12 protein-coding genes are annotated in these 16,752 nt (G+C 59.4%); 5 read left to right on the top strand and 7 right to left on the bottom strand.

Annotated elements, in window-relative coordinates:
- The first annotated feature begins 18 nt into the window (after positions 1 to 18).
- From thrA to thrC, 3 genes are read left to right on the top strand one after another with little or no spacing between them, the layout of a single operon-like run.
- Positions 19 to 2,478 (top strand): bifunctional aspartate kinase/homoserine dehydrogenase I, encoded by a 2,460-nt coding sequence (thrA, locus tag LA321_RS00200; RefSeq protein WP_042072903.1) that lies wholly within the window; start codon positions 19 to 21, stop codon positions 2,476 to 2,478.
- 14 nt (positions 2,479 to 2,492) lie between these two features.
- The gene (gene thrB / locus LA321_RS00195) at positions 2,493 to 3,461 is read left to right on the top strand and encodes a homoserine kinase (protein ID WP_407929458.1); all 969 of its coding nucleotides are present in this window, start codon (positions 2,493 to 2,495) and stop codon (positions 3,459 to 3,461) included.
- On the top strand, positions 3,458 to 4,732 hold the full coding sequence (thrC, locus tag LA321_RS00190) for a threonine synthase (protein WP_042072900.1): 1,275 nt from the start codon (positions 3,458 to 3,460) through the stop codon (positions 4,730 to 4,732). The genes thrB and thrC overlap by 4 nt, the downstream gene beginning before the upstream one ends.
- 291 nt (positions 4,733 to 5,023) lie before the next feature.
- Here thrC and LA321_RS00185 read toward each other — a convergent pair whose 3' ends face one another.
- The 6 genes from LA321_RS00185 to LA321_RS00160 all read right to left on the bottom strand — a co-directional run bounded on the left by LA321_RS00185 (position 5,024) and on the right by LA321_RS00160 (position 12,980).
- Positions 5,024 to 5,950: an RES domain-containing protein gene (locus LA321_RS00185; protein WP_167335340.1), complete on the bottom strand. Its 927-nt coding sequence runs from the start codon at positions 5,948 to 5,950 to the stop codon at positions 5,024 to 5,026.
- Positions 5,951 to 6,648: 698 nt separating this feature from the next.
- The gene (locus LA321_RS00180) at positions 6,649 to 7,602 is read right to left on the bottom strand and encodes a DUF1848 domain-containing protein (RefSeq protein WP_042072896.1); all 954 of its coding nucleotides are present in this window, start codon (positions 7,600 to 7,602) and stop codon (positions 6,649 to 6,651) included.
- A 75-nt stretch (positions 7,603 to 7,677) separates the two neighbouring features.
- Positions 7,678 to 9,693 carry a BCCT family transporter gene (locus LA321_RS00175; RefSeq protein ID WP_042072895.1) on the bottom strand — a complete coding sequence of 672 codons (2,016 nt, stop codon included), beginning with the start codon at positions 9,691 to 9,693 and terminating at the stop codon, positions 7,678 to 7,680.
- Between the two features lie 276 nt (positions 9,694 to 9,969).
- Positions 9,970 to 11,016 carry an NADP-dependent oxidoreductase gene (locus tag LA321_RS00170; protein WP_042072893.1) on the bottom strand — a complete coding sequence of 349 codons (1,047 nt, stop codon included), beginning with the start codon at positions 11,014 to 11,016 and terminating at the stop codon, positions 9,970 to 9,972.
- A gap of 175 nt (positions 11,017 to 11,191) precedes the next feature.
- Positions 11,192 to 11,758: a TetR/AcrR family transcriptional regulator gene (locus LA321_RS00165; RefSeq protein ID WP_042072891.1), complete on the bottom strand. Its 567-nt coding sequence runs from the start codon at positions 11,756 to 11,758 to the stop codon at positions 11,192 to 11,194.
- Between the two features lie 184 nt (positions 11,759 to 11,942).
- Entirely contained in the window at positions 11,943 to 12,980 is a 1,038-nt protein-coding gene (locus LA321_RS00160) for a Mal regulon transcriptional regulator MalI (RefSeq protein ID WP_042072889.1), read from the bottom strand.
- A gap of 287 nt (positions 12,981 to 13,267) precedes the next feature.
- On the opposite strand from LA321_RS00160, the gene malX reads away from it, so the two are divergent.
- Entirely contained in the window at positions 13,268 to 14,839 is a 1,572-nt protein-coding gene (malX, locus tag LA321_RS00155) for a maltose/glucose-specific PTS transporter subunit IIBC (RefSeq protein ID WP_042072887.1), read from the top strand.
- Positions 14,840 to 14,920: 81 nt separating this feature from the next.
- Positions 14,921 to 16,123: a MalY/PatB family protein gene (locus tag LA321_RS00150; RefSeq protein ID WP_042072885.1), complete on the top strand. Its 1,203-nt coding sequence runs from the start codon at positions 14,921 to 14,923 to the stop codon at positions 16,121 to 16,123.
- A gap of 29 nt (positions 16,124 to 16,152) precedes the next feature.
- Here the strand turns inward: LA321_RS00150 and ruvC are convergent, their stop codons facing one another.
- The gene (gene ruvC / locus LA321_RS00145) at positions 16,153 to 16,674 is read right to left on the bottom strand and encodes a crossover junction endodeoxyribonuclease RuvC (protein WP_042027609.1); all 522 of its coding nucleotides are present in this window, start codon (positions 16,672 to 16,674) and stop codon (positions 16,153 to 16,155) included.
- Positions 16,675 to 16,752: the final 78 nt, after the last annotated feature.

Here is a 16,752-nt window from a genome sequence, read left to right as displayed (position 1 = left end):
TTACAGGGAGAGAGTGCGATGAGAGTGTTGAAGTTTGGCGGTTCGTCACTGGCCGACGCAGAGCGTTTTTTACGGGTAGCCGATATCGCGGTGAATACCCATGGCCAGTCTCAGGTCGCCCTGGTGCTGTCGGCACCGGCCAAGGTGACCAACCACCTGGTGGCCCTGGTGGAGCAGACCAGTCGCGGCATGGATGCCACCAATACCCTGTTTGAAATCAACGGCATCTTCTCCCGCCTGCTGGCCGGATTGAAGGCGGCTTACCCGGCGCTGGATGACAAGGCGCTGCAGGCCCGACTGACCGGTGAGCTGGATCAGGTGGAGCGGCTGATGCAGGGGATCCGTCTGCTGGGGCTATGCCCGGACAACGTGCAGGCTCGCATCCTGAGCCGGGGCGAAAATCTCTCCATCGCCTTTATGCACGAGCTGTTGCGGGTGCGCGGCCTCGAGCTGGATCTCATCGTGCCGGAGCAGCTGCTGGTGACCGATGGCGGCTACCTGGAAGCCCATGTCGATATCGAAGCCTCCCGCCTGCGCTTTGCCGCCAAGGGACTGCGTAGCGATTGTCTCTATCTGATGCCGGGCTTTACCGGTGGCAGCGACAAGGGGGAAACCGTGCTGCTGGGGCGCAACGGCTCCGACTACTCCGCCGCCGTGCTGGCCGCCTGCGTCGATGCCGAGTGCTGCGAGATCTGGACCGACGTGGAAGGCTGCTACAACTGCGACCCACGCTTGGTGCCGGATGCCTATCTGCTGAAAACCCTCTCCTACAAGGAGGCGATGGAGCTCTCCTACTTCGGCGCCAAGGTGCTGCACCCGAAAACCATCGCCCCTGTGGCCCAGTTCCACATCCCCTGCCTTATCAAGAACAGCTTCAATCCCCAGGGGCCGGGCACCCTGATCGGGGCTGAGCAGGGGGATGATGATCTGAAAGTGAAGGCCATCTCGGATCTCTCCGGCATGTGCATGTTCAACGTCTCCGGCCCCGGCATGAAGGGGATGGTGGGCATGGCGGGTCGCATCTTCTCCGCCGTCTCCCGCGCCGGGGTCAGCATCGTCCTCATCACCCAATCATCTTCCGAGTACAGTGTCAGCTTCTGTATCCACAGCTACGATCTGGACAAGACCCGCAAGGTGCTGGAGCGCGAGTTCGAGCTGGAATTCAAGAACCAGCTGCTCGATCCCCTCGAGATCATGCAGGATCTGGCCATCATCTCCCTCATCGGTGACGGCATGCGCACCAGCAAGGGGATGGCGGCGCGCTTCTTCACCTCGCTGGCCCAGGCCTCCATCAATATCGTCGCCATCGCCCAGGGCTCCAGCGAGCGCTCCATCTCTGCCGTGGTGCGTGCCGGCAAGGTGGCGGAGGCCATTAAGGCGTGTCACCAGAACTTCTTTGGCAGCCAGCAGTTCATCGATCTGTTCGTGGTCGGAGTCGGCGGTGTCGGCGCCGCCCTGGTGGATCAGATCGCGCGCCAGCAGCCGGTACTGGCCGAGCAGGGCACTGGCCTGCGGGTGGTGGGCATCGCCAACAGCCGCCAGATGGCGGTCAACAAGGATGGGCTGAACCTCGCCAACTGGCGCGAGCAGTTGGTGGAAGCCCGTGACAGCTTCAGCCTGGAAGCGGTGCAGAAGCTGGTGGAAGACAGCCACCTTATCAACCCGGTGATCGTCGATTGCACTTCAAGTGAAGCCATCGCGGTGCAATATGCCGACTTCCTGGCCGCCGGTTTCCACGTGGTCACTCCGAACAAGAAGGCCAACACAGGGTCGCTTGATTACTACAAGGCGCTGCGCCGCACCGCCCGCCAGACTCGCCGCAAGTTCCTCTACGAAACCAACGTGGGCGCGGGCCTGCCGGTCATCGAGAACCTGCAGAACCTGATCAAGGCTGGCGACAAGCTGCGCGCCTTCGACGGCATCCTCTCCGGATCGCTCTCCTTTATCTTCGGCAAGCTAGACGAGGGGATGAGCTTCTCCGAGGCGACCAAGATTGCTCGTGGCAACGGCTTTACCGAGCCGGATCCCCGCGACGATCTCAACGGCATGGACGTGGCGCGCAAGCTGCTCATTCTGGCTCGCGAAGCCGGCATGGCGCTGGAGCTCTCCGACGTGGAAGTGGAGCAGGCCCTGCCACCGGGCTTTGATGTCAGCGGCGACGTGGAAGCCTTTATGGCCCGCCTGCCCGAGGCTGACGGCTGGTTCCGCGATCAGTTCGCCCTGGCCCAGAGTGAAGGCAAGGTACTGCGTTACGTGGGTTCCATCGAGGGTGGCAAGTGCAAGGTCGCCATCAAGGCGGTCGGCGCCGACGAGCCGCTGTTCAAGGTAAAAGACGGGGAGAACGCGCTCGCCTTCTTCTCTACCTATTACCAGCCGATCCCGCTGGTGTTGCGTGGCTACGGCGCCGGTACCGAGGTGACTGCCGCCGGCGTCTTCGCCGACGTGCTGCGCACCCAGAACTGGAAGCAGGAGCTGTAAGCATGAGCGCAGAGATGAAGCGAAACGAGAGCGTGGTGGCCTATGCGCCGGCCTCCAGCGCCAACTTGAGCGTAGGATTCGATGTACTGGGGGCGTCGCTCGCCCCCGTTGATGGTTCCCTGTTGGGAGACAGGGTCCAGGTCAAACCGGCAGAAGTGCCGTTTGCCCTCTCGGCGGTGGGCCGCTATGCCCACAAGCTGCCGGATGACCCGAAAAAGAACATCCTCTATGACTGCTGGCTCGCCTATGGCGAGGCGCTGGAAAAACGCGGTCAGATCATGTTGCCGCTTGAGATGGTGCTGGAGAAGAGCCTGCCGGTGGGATCGGGCCTCGGGTCCAGTGCCTGCAGCGTGGTGGCGGCGCTCGAGGGGCTCAACGCCTTTCACGGTAACCCATTGAGCGAGCACGAATTGCTGTTGCTGATGGGGGAGATGGAGGGCAAGATCTCCGGCTCCGTTCACTACGACAACGTGGCCCCCTGTTATCTCGGTGGCATGCAGCTGGTGGTGGAGGAGGGGGGCGTTATCAGCCAGGGCATCCCGGTGTTTGACGAGTGGTACTGGGTGGTCTGCTACCCGGGCACTGTGGTCTCGACCGCCGCCGCCCGCGCCATACTGCCGGCTCAGTATCGTCGTCAGGACTGCCTCACCTATGGCCGCCGCCTGGCTGCGTTCGTCCATGCCAGCTACACAGGTCAGGAGCCGCTGGCTGCGAGCGTCTTGAAAGACGTGATTGCCGAGCCCTACCGCGCGGCGCTGATCGAAGGCTTCAACGAGGTGCGGGCCCAGGCGGCCCAGAACGGGGCCCTGGCCACCGGCATCTCGGGCTCAGGTCCCACCGTGTTTGTGGTGATGAAGGATCTGGCCCAGGCCGAGCGGATGAAAGATTGGATGGAAGCGCATTTCGTGCGCAATGAAGATGGATTCGCCCGGGTTTGCAAACTCGATATGGCCGGGGCACGGGTAACAGGAAGCGAGCTATGAATCTTTACAATATCAAGGACAAGAGTGAACAGGTGAGCTTCGCCCAGGCGGTGCGTCAGGGCTTGGGTCGCGAACAGGGGCTCTTCTTCCCCGAACAACTCGAACCGCTGGCGGATGTGGATGCCCTGCTGGATCTGCCGCTGGTCGAGCGCTCGGCACATATCCTGAGCCACCTGTTGGGGGACGAAGTGCCCGCGCCCAAGGTGCACGAGCTGGTCAGTGCCGCCTTCACCTTCCCGGCGCCGTTGGTGAAACTCAAAGACAATACCTATGCCCTCGAGCTGTTCCACGGCCCGACCCTGGCGTTCAAGGACTTCGGTGGCCGCTTTATGGCCCAGTGCCTCGCGGCCTTTAGAACCAACGACAAAATCACTATCCTCACCGCCACCTCCGGCGACACCGGCGCCGCCGTGGCTCACGCCTTCTACGGGCTGGAGGGGATCGAGGTGGTGATCCTCTACCCCAAGGGCAAGATAAGCCCGTTGCAAGAGGCGCTGTTCTGCACCCTCGGCGGCAACATTCGCACCATCGCCATCGACGGCGACTTCGATGCCTGTCAGGCGCTGGTGAAGCAATCTTTCGATGACGAGGAGCTGAAAAAGGCGATCGGTCTGAACTCCGCCAACTCCATCAATATCAGTCGCTTGCTGGCTCAGGTCTGCTACTACTTCGAAGCCGTGGCCCAGTTGCCCAAAGCCGATCGCGCCAAGGCGGTCATCAGCGTGCCGTCCGGCAACTTTGGCAACCTCACCGCGGGCCTGATCGCCAAGGCGCTGGGGCTGCCGGTGAAGCGCTTTATCGCCGCCACCAACGCCAACGATACCGTGCCGCGCTACCTCAAGACCGGCCAGTGGGAGCCGCACCAGACGGTCGCAACCCTGTCCAACGCCATGGACGTGAGCCGCCCCAACAACTGGCCGCGCGTGGAAGAGCTGTGCCGCCGCAAGGGCTGGGCGCTGGAGACCCTGGGCTCAGGGATGCGTGACGACGCCCAGACTCGCGATGCCCTAAAACGCCTGCACCAGCTGGATTACCTGTGCGAGCCCCACGGCGCCATCGCCTGGGATCTGCTGAACGAGCAGCTCGTCGAGGATGAAGTAGGGGTCTTCCTCTGCACCGCCCATCCGGCCAAGTTCAAGGAGTCGGTGGACGAGATCCTGGGGCTGGATGTGCCGCTGCCCGGGCCCCTTGCCAAGCACGCCGCGCTGCCGCTCCTTTCCCACAATCTGTCAGTGGAGTTTGCCCGGTTAAGAGCCTTTTTGCTCGGTTGATGGGTTGAACAGGAAATAAAAAATCCCCCGCCTTTTTGCAAAGAGCGGGGGATTTTTTTATGTGATTGCATGTGAGGCTAACGATAGATAGCTAGCCAAGTTACGGCTTGCTCAGAAAGGTGGGTGTCCCAGATTCCCCTTTTATATTGGAAATGGGTTACTCAAGTTCGATCTGCTGCATCTGCGGGCTAAGAAAGGGAATATATCCTAAATTGTGCGTCCATTTATTTACATCTGAGTGAAACTCTGCACCTAGAAGATGCAGAGTGAATTAGTTAAGATTGATGATTATTAATTGTTTTTTACTGTCAACTTTATTGGGGTCTCATCAAACTTTTGGAAATTACCCTTCTCCAGAAGTAGCTTGTTTTTATACTTTTCGTTGTGCATTCTAACCTCTGTTTGCATAAAATTATCGATAAATGATTTTTTGTTTCCAAGATAATTAATGCATTTTATTTTGTTTCTTTTTTTATTGCTTAATGGGGTGAATATGGAGTGATAGCGAGCCTGACCATTGTGCATGTACGCTAGAAGTGATGTATCTAACCCGACATCGACAAAATATTCATTTTTGATGGCTATGTTAAGTGTAGATTCTATGTTGCTAATATTACCATCGGCACGTAATTCTGTTACTTTAGTGGAGTCATATGCAATACCATGGTGCTTTTCAAAGCATAAGAAATCTGAATAAATTAAGTTTATTAAAGGGTAAAATTTTTTATCTTTTGTACTCAGTAAATTAAAAATAATTTGCGAACGATAATCTGTATCATGCTGCCCTATTTTTAGAAAGCACATATCTTTTCTAAGTTTTAGAAAAGTAAGTAAATAATAATCACCATCAATGACATCACATTCTTTTATTGCAATCTCTGGATTGTCAGCAACATAAAGAACAGGTTTGTTTTTCTTATTGAACCTTCCTATAGGTACGTTGACTTTTGTGGGTTTAGGCGGATAAAAGTCATTAATTTCTATATCGCCACAATGAAATTTAATAGCATCATCATGACTGATTTTTCTAACTCTTGAGAATATAGTTCCTTTTCTATAAATAAATTCTTCAGCAGAAAACCCTGAAATATCAAAACTGTTTTTTGTGCTATTTGGAAAAAAACAGTTTCTGATTAATTCATGATATCCATTAATGCCTATTTTATCATCAAACTTTTCAAAGTTGATATTTTTACACTCTTGGTTTTCTATTTTCATTTTGGTCATTTGCTAAGTAAAAATCGGGTGGCTAGAGTAACTTCAAATAATAATGTGAATTATAAATCTGTGTAAATACATACTAATATATCGTGCCATTTCCCTTTAAAAATAAAACTATTCATTGTTTAAGTAAATTGGCGATGGCAGTTTAATAATCACGTAACACAGAAGTTTTATTTAGGTAAATATAATGAATGTATGTTTTGATACTGTATACATTACAATCCGAACGCTCTAATTATTGCATGCTAAAAACGCCTAATATTATGGTCTTTACTAATAAAAATTCTGCTACAGCCCGTGGATTACAGCTTCCAATATGCTCCATTGACCAGCGAGGGCAGTAACCCATCACCGTTCAATAGGTACCGGATGGCTATGTTAGGCCAAACGAATCTGATTTAGCCAGTCAAAAATTGACGTAACTATCAGTAATGGATTGGTTTTTTGCGCCAGCTCAACATTTGGTGTGGGGCGCGGCCTGGGTAGCCACTCGATGCCGATAGTCAGGTACGAGTGACGGCTGGCTGGTAAGAGGGGACAAGGCCGGGGCTGTAAATAGAAGGCGCTATGGCTGTATGGAGATTGGCATTGGATAGTGGCCCGCAGATGACTTGATGCTTGCCACGCAAAAGCCTTGGTGATGGGAAACATGTCTCGATATGACCAGCAACCACAGCTTGGTTTGCGAGAGATTAAAAAAGCGTCCTCTGCACCGGCTCGGCAACCAGATAACGCTCATTAACCCCCTCTATCCCGCCGATCAGAAAGGGGCTCTGGGGATCATGGCGTTGTTTGTGCTTGATAACCGATTCTTGGCTATAGGTGGCGTAACAGTAGGCGCAGCCATGCAGGCAGGTGTTGTAGACGCCGATATCGATGCTCTTGACGCAGCCACAGGCCTCGCGCTGGCCGGGATCTTTTTTGCCGTCGACCCGGCGGTTGAAAAGAGCGTGGATCAACTCATCATCGATGCACTTGCCATGGGCGATGCCGAGATGGGCGAGATCCACGGCCTCGGCACAGGTTTCTATGGTCATGTCAAAACGGGCGGCGGTCTGCGCCATAAAGGCTGCCAGCTCATCCAGCGCATCATGGTTGTCCAGGTTGTTATCCAGCAGGTCGTGAAAGACAAGGTTCTCGACCGCGCGCAGGTTCTTCTCTGTCTTCTTGTAAAGGTCGGCAAAGCTGATGACGACCCTGTGGGTCTTGCCGGCCAGGAGCGACGCAATCTTGTAAAAGAGCCGCTTGTGCTCGGCCAGATCGACCTGATTGCACAGCAGTATGGGGTCGTAGCGCCAGATGACCTTGTGGGGGCCAATTCTGTCTGATAACTCACAGAAGGTCTTGATGGCGTTATGGGGTCTGGGAACCCGGCTCTCCAGGGCCTTGGGGTAGCCGGTCAGGGTGTATTGAAAATAGTAGCGATGGCCGAGGGCATCGAGTTCATCCAGGTGGTGCATCAGCATGGCTGGCTGCCGGGTCCAGAATACGATGGCATCGACCTTATCCGGGTGCAGTGACACCCGGGTGATTTGATTGGCATTGAACGGATTGCGGGTGAGTAAAAAACCGGCCCTTATCCGGTTCATCAACCAGGGGGTATAAAAGGCCGGGATATCGGTTCTTCTGCTTGCGCTGATGATCATGGTATTGCGGCACTCGCCCCGGGGATTGGCAAGGAGACGATAGGCCGCTCCTTGCCAACCTGCGGGGCGCGAGGATCAGGCCCCGGATTCTGGCGGCGTGTGCTCCGGTGCGCCGCTTAGCAGATCCAGCCCCTCATCCTGACTCAGCACCAGGTAGCGCTCGTACTGGCGAAGCACGTCGGCGCTCAGCTCGTCGCGGGTCAGGTACTGGATGTCGTAGCCGGCGCGGCCGTCGGCAAAGTAGGTGATGGGCTCGAAGATGCGGGCGTCCGGGTCATGGTTGTGGGCCGCCTCCAGCGGGTTGAAGGCGGGGGCGGGGCGGGCCTCGATGCGCACCCCGTAGCAGAAGTCGCGCCGCCCTTCCTGGGGCACCAGCAGGTGGCACTGTTCTGCATCTTCCTGCACGACCCGGCTGGCGAGGCCGCGCGCTTCGAACTCGCGACACAAGGCGGTCAATGCAGGCAGGGCTGTATCACGCAGGAAGGTGTGAGCATCGGCCTCGGTGGAGGGACGCAGCAGGTGATCCATGCGGGTGCGCCACTGCTTGCCGTTCCAGAAATCGGTGGCGGGGGAGAGGCGGCGCGCCGAGTGCTCCCGGTCGGCGACCAGCCCGCGCCAGAGCCCCAGGCAGAGAAGCACCATGATGATGGCAAACGGCAGGGCGGCGATCAGCGTCATGGACTGCAGCGCCGCCAGCCCGCCGGTGGCCATCAGGGTGCCGGCGGTGATACCGAGCAGCACAGCCCAGAACAGGCGTTGCCAGATCGGGGAGCGCTCCTTGCCCTGGGTGGCGATGTTGTCGATGACGAAGGCCCCTGAGTCGGCGGAGGTGACGAAAAAGACGCTGATGAGGATCACCGCCAGCGCCGAGGTGATGTCGGATCCCGGCAAGAGGTCAAAGAAGTTGAACAGGAGGGTGTCGACGTTGCCGACCGAGCTGGTCAGGGTCTGCCCCCCGGCGCGCTGGCTGACCCAGATGGCGGCGTTGCCAAACACCGTCATCCACAGCAGGTTGAAGGCGGTGGGCACGAACAGGACGCCGAGGATGAACTCACGCAGGGTGCGCCCGCGGGAGATGCGGGCGATAAAGAGGCCGACGAAGGGAGACCAGGAGATCCACCAGGCCCAGTAGAGCAGGGTCCAGTTGCCGAACCAGCCAGCCTGGCTGGGCTCGCTGTAGGTAAAGGTACGGAAGGTGAGCTGGGTCAGGGACGAGACATAGTTGCCGATGTTCTCGGACAGGGCCCCCAGCAGATACTGGGTGGGGCCGGCCAGCAGCACGAACAGCAAGAGCACGATGGCGAGGAAGAGGTTCAGCTCGGAGAGGCGCTTGACCCCTTTGTCGAGGCCGGTGACCGCCGACAGGGCGGCCAGGGCAATGACGACGCCGATGAGGCCGAAGCGAAACAGCTCCCCCGAGGTATCGATGCCGGTGAGCCGGGTGATCCCCGCCGAGAGTTGCAGCACCCCGTATCCCAGGGTAGTGGCGATACCGAAGATGGTGCCCACCAGGGCGAAGATGTCCACGGCGTGGCCGAGCGGGCCGCGGATCCGCTCCTTGAAGATGGGGTAGAGGCCGGAGCGGATAGTCAGCGGCAGGTTGTAGCGAAAGCCGAAGTAGGCCAGCACCAGGCCGACGATGGCGTAGATGGCCCAGGCGTGAAAGCCCCAGTGAAAGAAGGTGGTCACCATGGCTTCGCGGGCGGCGGCCGGGGTGAGGGGTGCCGCCTGGGGCGGCGAGACGAAGTGGGTCATGGGCTCGCCCACCCCGAAGTACATGAGACCTATGCCCATGCCGGCGGCAAACAGCATGGCGAGCCAGGAGGTGAAGCTGAACTCGGGGCGCGCATCATCCGGCCCGAGGCGGATGTTGCCGTAGTGGCTGAAGGCGAGCACCAGCAGCAGGATCAGGAACATGCCGACCACCAGCACGTAGAACCAGCTGAAGTGCTGGGCAATCCAGCTCTGGCCGTCGCCAAAGAAGCGGGCGGCCGCCTCCGGCGCCAGCGAGCAGACCGCCAGCAGGGTGATGATAAACAAGAGGCTTGGGATAAATATCGGTAAAGACAATGTGCAGCGCGGTGTGTTCATGGGACACCTTTGAGTAGGGAGGGCTTTGTCAAGATACTATAAAGCCATAGCACGCCAAACAGACAAACCCTGATTAATCCTTGGTCATTGTCACACCTTGACGCTAATCGTGGGTTAACGGGGGGAGGTGGCTCACAGGTCCGCATAAAAAAATCCGAAACTGCTTGAAGCAGTTTCGGATTTTTATCGTTAAGGAGCACTGTGCCTGTCGGCGGCGAATTCCCGGGAGGACGTTTGCATTCCCGTGTCAGATGCCGTTATGGCTGGCACCTCAACTCAGGCCAGCTCGTCCTGGCCGACGCGAATGACCAGCTTGCCGAAGTTTTTGCCTTCCAGCAGTCCCTTGAGCGCCTCGGGGGCGTTTTCCAGACCATCCACGATCTGCTCCAGATAGTGGATCTTGCCCTCACTCACCCACTTGCCCATCTGCTCGGCGAACTCGCCATAACGATGGCCGTAGTCATCGAAAATGATGAAGCCTTTCACGGTGGCCCGCTTGGTCAGGATGGTAGACCAGGCCCAGTCCAGATGATCGGGCCCCTGGGGCAGGGCGCTTGCATTGTAGTTGGAGACGGTGCCGCACAGCGGGATGCGGGCCTTGGCGTTGAGCAGGGGCAGCACGGCCTTGAGCACCCGGCCACCGACGTTCTCGAAGTAGATGTCGATGCCATCCGGGCAGGCGGCGGCCAGCTGTTGCTCGAAGTCGCCCGCCTTGTGGTTCAGGGCGACGTCGGCGCCGAGCTCCTCGCGAGCCACCTGGCACTTCTCGTCGGATCCGGCGATGGCAACGACCCGGCAGCCCATGATCTTGCCGATCTGGGCGACGGTGGCGCCGACCGGGCCGGTCGCGGCGGCGACCACCAGGGTCTCACCGGCCTTGGGCTGGCCGATATCCATCAGTCCCATAAAAGCGGTGAAGCCCGGCATGCCGAGCACGCCGAGGGCGTGGCTGACGGGAGCCTGCGCGGGATCCAGCTTGAACAGGAAGCTGCCGTCGGAGACGCCGTAATCCTGCCAGCCCACCCCGTAGCTCAGGACCCAGTCCCCTTCCTGATAGTCGGGGTGGCGGGAGGCGACGACCCGGTTGATGGTGCCGCCCACCATGACGCCACCAATGGCCACGGGTTCGGCGTAGGAGTCGGCATCGCTCATGCGACCGCGCATATAGGGGTCGAGGCTCAGGTAAATGGTTCTGAGCAGCAGTTGCCCCTCCGCTATGCTCGGGACTGGGGTGGTCTTGAGGGCGAAGTGTTCGGCACCCGGGGTACCGACGGGACGCGCGGCCAGGGTCATCTGGCGGTTTTCGGTTCGGCTCTGGTTCATGGTATTTCCTCACATTACTGGGTGTCAGTGCCATTGCGCAGCTGGTTTGCCCGCAACGGCGCGAGTCGGGAAGGCGTCATCCTTATGGCATGGTGAGCGCCTTCTTTTTGAAAAATTAGACCGGTCGTCTAGTGGCGATTGCCAAAAAAGCCCGACATCTATCGGGCCTGTTTATTCATGGGGCCAGCAGCTGGAGCGTCATGGTGTAGGCGTGTTCCAGCTGTTGCCCCTCCCGATCCAGTTTGCCAAGCAGGGCCGCCCCCAGCCAGAGCTGGTAGAGGTTGGTCGCCAGCGGCTGGGTCGCTCTGTGACTCAGGCTGCCATCGGCGATGGCCTCTTCGATGGCCAGCGCGAGGCGCCGCACGACCCTGTCTGTACCGGTCTTCAGGATGAGGCGCATGGTGTCGGAGAGATCCGCTACCTCGGCGCTCAGCTTGACGACCAGGCAGTCGCAACAGCTCCCTTTCCAGTGGGCGAAGTAGCGTAGCAGGCGTTCGCGCCCCGGTTTGTCCTGGCCACCGAGCAATGCCTCCATCTCCACCAGATAGCTGTCGATGTAGTGGCTGAGCAGGGCTTCGCCAAACTGCTCTTTTGACTTGAAGTAGTGGTAGAAGGAGCCCTTGGGCACCCCGGCCTCTTGCAGCAAAAAGCTCAGCCCCATGGCGTTGAAGCCGTGGGAGGTCAGTATGGTGCGGCCAGTGGCAAGCAGATGCTGGCGCGTGTCTTGGTATCTGTCGGTCATGGCGGCATGGTAGTTGTTACTAGACCGGTCGTCTAGAAAAAGATCACCAAGTACGCTTCTTTTTTATTCATGGCGTTGGTCCCGAATGGGAGCAGGCAGCCCTAACCCCTTGTTTGAGATGGCATTACCGGCGTGTCAGGTCGAAACGAGAGGGCGGGGCCTTGTCTCGCTCGCTCCCGGTGATTTACGCCGATTCCCGCTTCTGCAGATTGGGGGTGATGATATGGCGGTTGGGGGCGAGCTCGGGTTGCTGCATCCGGGTCAGCAGGCGCAGGGCGGCCTGGCGGCCTATCTCCCGGGCCGGAGAGCTGACGAAGGTGAGGGCGGGGGCGGTGAGTTCGGCCTCCGCCACATCGTCAAAGCCGAGCAGGGCTACCTGCTGGCCGATGTAGTTGTCCTTGCCCACGGTGCGACCGCTTGCCTCCACCCCGTAGATGCCACCGAGGGCCACCTCCGGGTAGTGGCACAGAATGGCCGTCACCTTGGGATGCTGGTGCAGCAGCTGGGCTATGGTGTCGGCGGCGCTGCGCTGGGTGCGATCGCATTCGAGCACCCACTCGGGTTTGAAAGGCAGGCCGTACTGCAGCAGGCTGGCGCAGTAGCCGCCGATCCGCTCGGCGCGGGTCAGCGAGTCGGCCCGTCCCCCCACATAGGCGATATGGCGGTGGCCCTGATCGATGAGATAGGTGGTGGCCTGCTGGGCGGCATGGGTGTTGTCCGGGCCGATAAAGTCCACGTCATCGCGATAATAGGAGCGGGCGGCACACACCACGGGCAGCTCGGAGTCGAGCAGCGCCTCCATGGTTTTGGCGGCCGCGCCGCGCACCGGATTGAAGATGATGCCCGCTACCCCCTGGCGCGACAGGGACTGGATACTCTGCTGCAACCGCTCCGGACTGTGGCCGCACTGAGTCAGAAACAGCAGATATCCCTGCTGCTCCAGCACCTCGCTCACCCCGGCAGTGACCTCGGTATAGAAGGGGTCGGTGATGTCCCGCAAGATCAACCCCACCAGGTTGGACTGCTGGCTGCGCAGGTTGGCGGCGGCGCTGTTGGGCACATAGTCGAGCTGCTTGATCGCCTGTTGCACCCGCTCTGTGGTGGCGGGGGAGATGCGCCCTTTGCCCCGCAGCACCATGGAGACGGTGGTGACCGAGACTCCCGCCAGCTGGGCAACGTCGGTGATCTTGGGGTTTTTCGACAAGAGCGGTTTGAGGGACATAGGCGAACGGGCGACAGCAGATGGATACCGAGGCTCCAGCATACCCCCTCGTCTGCCTGAGTGAAACGTTACATCACCTTCGAGCCGATCTGGCTCACAGTTTCGCAACGCCTATCCTGCCAGCTCGGTCATTCTGTGATCATCTTGGCAATTGCGAAGTGATAAAACGTTTTATCATCCGGCAAAACCTGATGAGGGGCTGTCGCCCTTGCTTGCCAGAAAGGGAGTGGATAACGGCGACAGTGACCGACATCGGGCGTGCCCTTAACCTTACAAGGATCAGACACATGGCCAAGTCACCCGCCAAATCCACGATATGGGAGTTCCTGCAAAGCCTCGGCAAGACCTTTATGCTGCCGGTCGCCCTGCTGGCCTTCTCCGGTATCCTGCTCGGTGTCGGCAGCTCGCTTACCAGCGATGCGGTCAAGCAGAGCATGCCCTTCCTCGATAACACCCTGCTGCAACTGCTCTTCCTCTGGATGACCAAGGTGGGGCTGGTTGCCTTTATCTATTTGCCGGTGATGTTCGCCGTCGCCATTCCCCTCGGGCTGGCGCGCGAGGAGAAAGGGGTGGCGGCTTTTGCCGGTTTCGTCGGCTACGCGGCCCTCAACCTCTCCATCAACTTCTACCTGACGGTCGCCAACGTCATCGGTGATGCCGCGGCGGAGAAGGCCTACGGGGTGAAAGCCATCCTCGGCATCAGCTCCATCGATACCGGTATTCTGGGGGCCATCATCGTCGGGGTGATCGTCGCCAAGCTCCACGCCCGTTTTTACACCTACAAGATGCCGGATGCGCTCGCCTTCTTCGGCGGAGCCCGCTTCGTGCCCATCATCACCGCACTGGTGCTGGGTGTCGTCGGTCTGGTGGTGCCCTTCGTCTGGCCCTGGTTCGCCGCCGGTATCAACGGCATTGGTGCGCTGATTTCCCACGCCGGCCCCTTCGGTCCCTTCCTGTTCGGTACCGGTGAGCGTCTGCTGTTGCCGCTGGGTCTGCACCACATCCTGGTAGCGCTCATTCGCTTCACCGAGGCGGGTGGCACCTCGCTGGTATGCGGCAACGAGGTGAGTGGCGCCCTCAATATCTTCTATGCCGAGCTCTCTTGCGCCGATACCACCCAGTTCTCTGTGTCGGCCACCTCTTTCCTCTCCCAGGGCAAGATGCCGGCCTTCCTCGGCGGCCTGCCGGGGGCTGCGCTTGCCATGTATCACTGCGCCCGTCCGGAAAATCGTGGCAAGATCAAGGCGCTGCTGGTCTCCGGTGTGGTGGCTTGCGTCATCGGCGGGATCACAGAGCCGCTGGAGTTCCTGTTCCTGTTCGTGGCACCGGTGCTCTATTTCATCCACGCCATCCTGACCGGTCTGGGCTTTATGACCATGGGGCTGCTCGGCGTCACTATCGGCAACACCGACGGCAACCTCATCGACTTTCTGGTGTTCGGCGTGCTGCAAGGCACCGCCACCAAGTGGTATCTGGTGCCCGTGGTAGCGGGGATCTGGTTTGCCATCTACTACAGCGTGTTCCGCTTCGCCATCGTGCGCTTTAACCTAAAGACGCCCGGTCGTGAGATCGAGACCAGCGACGTCGCGCAGCCGGCCGGCAAGAAAGCAGGCAACAGCGGTTACAACGGCGAGATCATCCTTAATGCCCTCGGCGGTGCCGACAATATCCTGGCGCTGGATAACTGCATCACCCGCCTGCGCATGTCGGTGCAGGACATGAGCCGGGTCGATGACAAGCTGCTCAAAGCCAACGGCGCCATCGGGGTGATCAAGCTCGACGAGCACAACCTGCAGGTGGTGATAGGGCCCCAGGTCCATCTGGTGAAAAACCAGCTGCAGAGCCTGATGGGGGCCTGATCCGGCCAGCCTTTTACCTTAATCCCCGGGGGCGTCACGCCCCCTTGTTCATTCGTATCTTTGCTGGCGAGAGAAAAAGAGATGCCCAACACAGACCCCTTTGATTTTGACCGCCAGGTCGATCGTCACGGCACCTACTGCACCCAGTGGGACTATGTGGCCGACCGCTTTGGCCACGCCGACCTGCTCCCCTTCACCATCTCCGACATGGATATCGAGACCGCCCCCTGCATTCGCCAGACCCTGGCCAAGCGCCTCGAACACGGGGTCTTCGGCTACAGCCGCTGGAACCACGACGACTTCAAGGGGGCGGTCACCGGCTGGTTCATCCGCCGCTACGGGGCTCGCCTCGACCCCGAGAGTCTGGTCTACGGTCCTTCCGTCATCTACATCATCGCCCAGCTGGTGAGCCTCTGGTCCAAACCGGGGGAGGGAGTGCTGGTGCACACCCCGGCTTACGACGCCTTCGGCAATATGCTCAGCGCCAACGATCGGGTGTTGCTCCCTTGTCCGCTGATAAAGGGGGAGGGGAGCTATCACATCGACTGGGCCTGCTTCGAGCGTCAGGCGGCCCGCCCCGATTGCCGCATCCTGCTGCTGTGCAGCCCCCACAACCCCACGGGGCGGGTCTGGACGCGCGACGAGCTAAGCCGGATGGCGGACATCTGCCAGCGTTACGGTGTCAGGGTCATCTCGGACGACATTCATATGGACATGAGCTTTGCCCCCTATCTGCCCTGGAGCGAGGTGGCCCTGGATGATGGCTGGGCGCTGGTCAGTTCGGGGTCGAAATCCTTCAATATTCCGGCCCTTGGTGGTGCCTACGCCTTTATCACCAACGCCGAGGCGCGGGCCGCCTATCTGCAGCGGCTCAAGGCGGCCCATGGCCTCTCATCGCCGCCCATTCTCGGGGTGCTGGCTCATATCAGCGCCTATCGGGAGGGGGATGCGTGGCTCGATGCCCTGAAAACCTATCTGCATGGCAATCTGGCGCTGGTGGCGGCGCGGCTCAACGTCGCTTTCCCCGCCATCGACTATCGGGTGCCAGAGGGGACCTACCTCGCCTGGATTGATTTGAACGGGCTCGGTATCGACTCGGCCGAGCGGATGGATGCGCTGCAACGCTTGCTGGTGGAGAAGTACCGGGTCGCCATTATGCGCGGCGACACCTATGGCCCCGAGGGCAGGGGTTTTATCCGCTTGAACGTCGGTTGCTCCCGCCACAAGGTGGAGCAGGGGCTGGATGCCTTGATCGGGGCGCTGACGGAACTGGCAGCAAAATAGAGACCCCGCCGATTGGCGGGGGGAGGGGATCAGCGGTAGCGGCCGCGCACCGAGCCGCTGGTGCGGCCCGCCATCTTGATCAGGCTCTGGCGGGTGTGCAGGTGGCACAGCGCCACCCCGAGGGCATCGGCTGCATCGGCCTGCGGGGTGGCTGAGAGTTTCAGCAGATGGGTCACCATATGCTGCACCTGCTCCTTGGCGGCGCCGCCGGTGCCGACAACCGCCTGCTTGATCTGGGTGGGGGAGTATTCGCTCACCGGCAGGGCCGCGTTGACGGCGGCCACGATGGCGCTGCCCCGGGCCTGTCCCAGCTTCAGGGCCGAGTCGGCGTTGCGGGCCATAAAGACCCGCTCGATGGCAAATTCGGTGGGCTTGAACTGGGTGATGATCTCGCACACCCCGTCGTAGACCTGCTTGAGGCGCTCCGGCAGCTCGCCGCAATCGGTACGAATGCAGCCCGATCCCAGATATTCGGCCTTGCCGCCGACTACCCGGATAACCCCGTATCCGGTGATCCGCGATCCCGGGTCTATGCCCAAAATAATGCTCATGGGTTGTGATTGCTCTGAACGCGAGTGATGGCCGCCAAGATAGCAAACTGTGGCCCGCTTGGCTGTACGTCTGCACTC

Source organism: Aeromonas enteropelogenes (genome assembly GCF_020097295.1).
GTDB classification, from domain to species: Bacteria; Pseudomonadota; Gammaproteobacteria; order Enterobacterales; family Aeromonadaceae; genus Aeromonas; species Aeromonas enteropelogenes.
This window is presented reverse-complemented; position numbering and strand designations above follow the sequence as displayed.

What these genes read in the sequence shown, in the direction of transcription:
- malX (WP_042072887.1), top strand. Translation starts at nt 13,268, where the DNA reads ATGGCCAAGTCACCCGCCAAATCCACGATATGGGAGTTCCTGCAAAGC.
- LA321_RS00175 (WP_042072895.1), bottom strand. Translation starts at nt 9,693, where the DNA reads ATGAACACACCGCGCTGCACATTGTCTTTACCGATATTTATCCCAAGC.
- thrA (WP_042072903.1), top strand. Translation starts at nt 19, where the DNA reads ATGAGAGTGTTGAAGTTTGGCGGTTCGTCACTGGCCGACGCAGAGCGT.
- LA321_RS00165 (WP_042072891.1), bottom strand. Translation starts at nt 11,758, where the DNA reads ATGACCGACAGATACCAAGACACGCGCCAGCATCTGCTTGCCACTGGC.
- thrB (WP_407929458.1), top strand. Translation starts at nt 2,493, where the DNA reads ATGAAGCGAAACGAGAGCGTGGTGGCCTATGCGCCGGCCTCCAGCGCC.
- thrC (WP_042072900.1), top strand. Translation starts at nt 3,458, where the DNA reads ATGAATCTTTACAATATCAAGGACAAGAGTGAACAGGTGAGCTTCGCC.
- LA321_RS00160 (WP_042072889.1), bottom strand. Translation starts at nt 12,980, where the DNA reads ATGTCCCTCAAACCGCTCTTGTCGAAAAACCCCAAGATCACCGACGTT.
- LA321_RS00185 (WP_167335340.1), bottom strand. Translation starts at nt 5,950, where the DNA reads ATGAAAATAGAAAACCAAGAGTGTAAAAATATCAACTTTGAAAAGTTT.
- LA321_RS00170 (WP_042072893.1), bottom strand. Translation starts at nt 11,016, where the DNA reads ATGAACCAGAGCCGAACCGAAAACCGCCAGATGACCCTGGCCGCGCGT.
- LA321_RS00150 (WP_042072885.1), top strand. Translation starts at nt 14,921, where the DNA reads ATGCCCAACACAGACCCCTTTGATTTTGACCGCCAGGTCGATCGTCAC.
- ruvC (WP_042027609.1), bottom strand. Translation starts at nt 16,674, where the DNA reads ATGAGCATTATTTTGGGCATAGACCCGGGATCGCGGATCACCGGATAC.
- LA321_RS00180 (WP_042072896.1), bottom strand. Translation starts at nt 7,602, where the DNA reads ATGATCATCAGCGCAAGCAGAAGAACCGATATCCCGGCCTTTTATACC.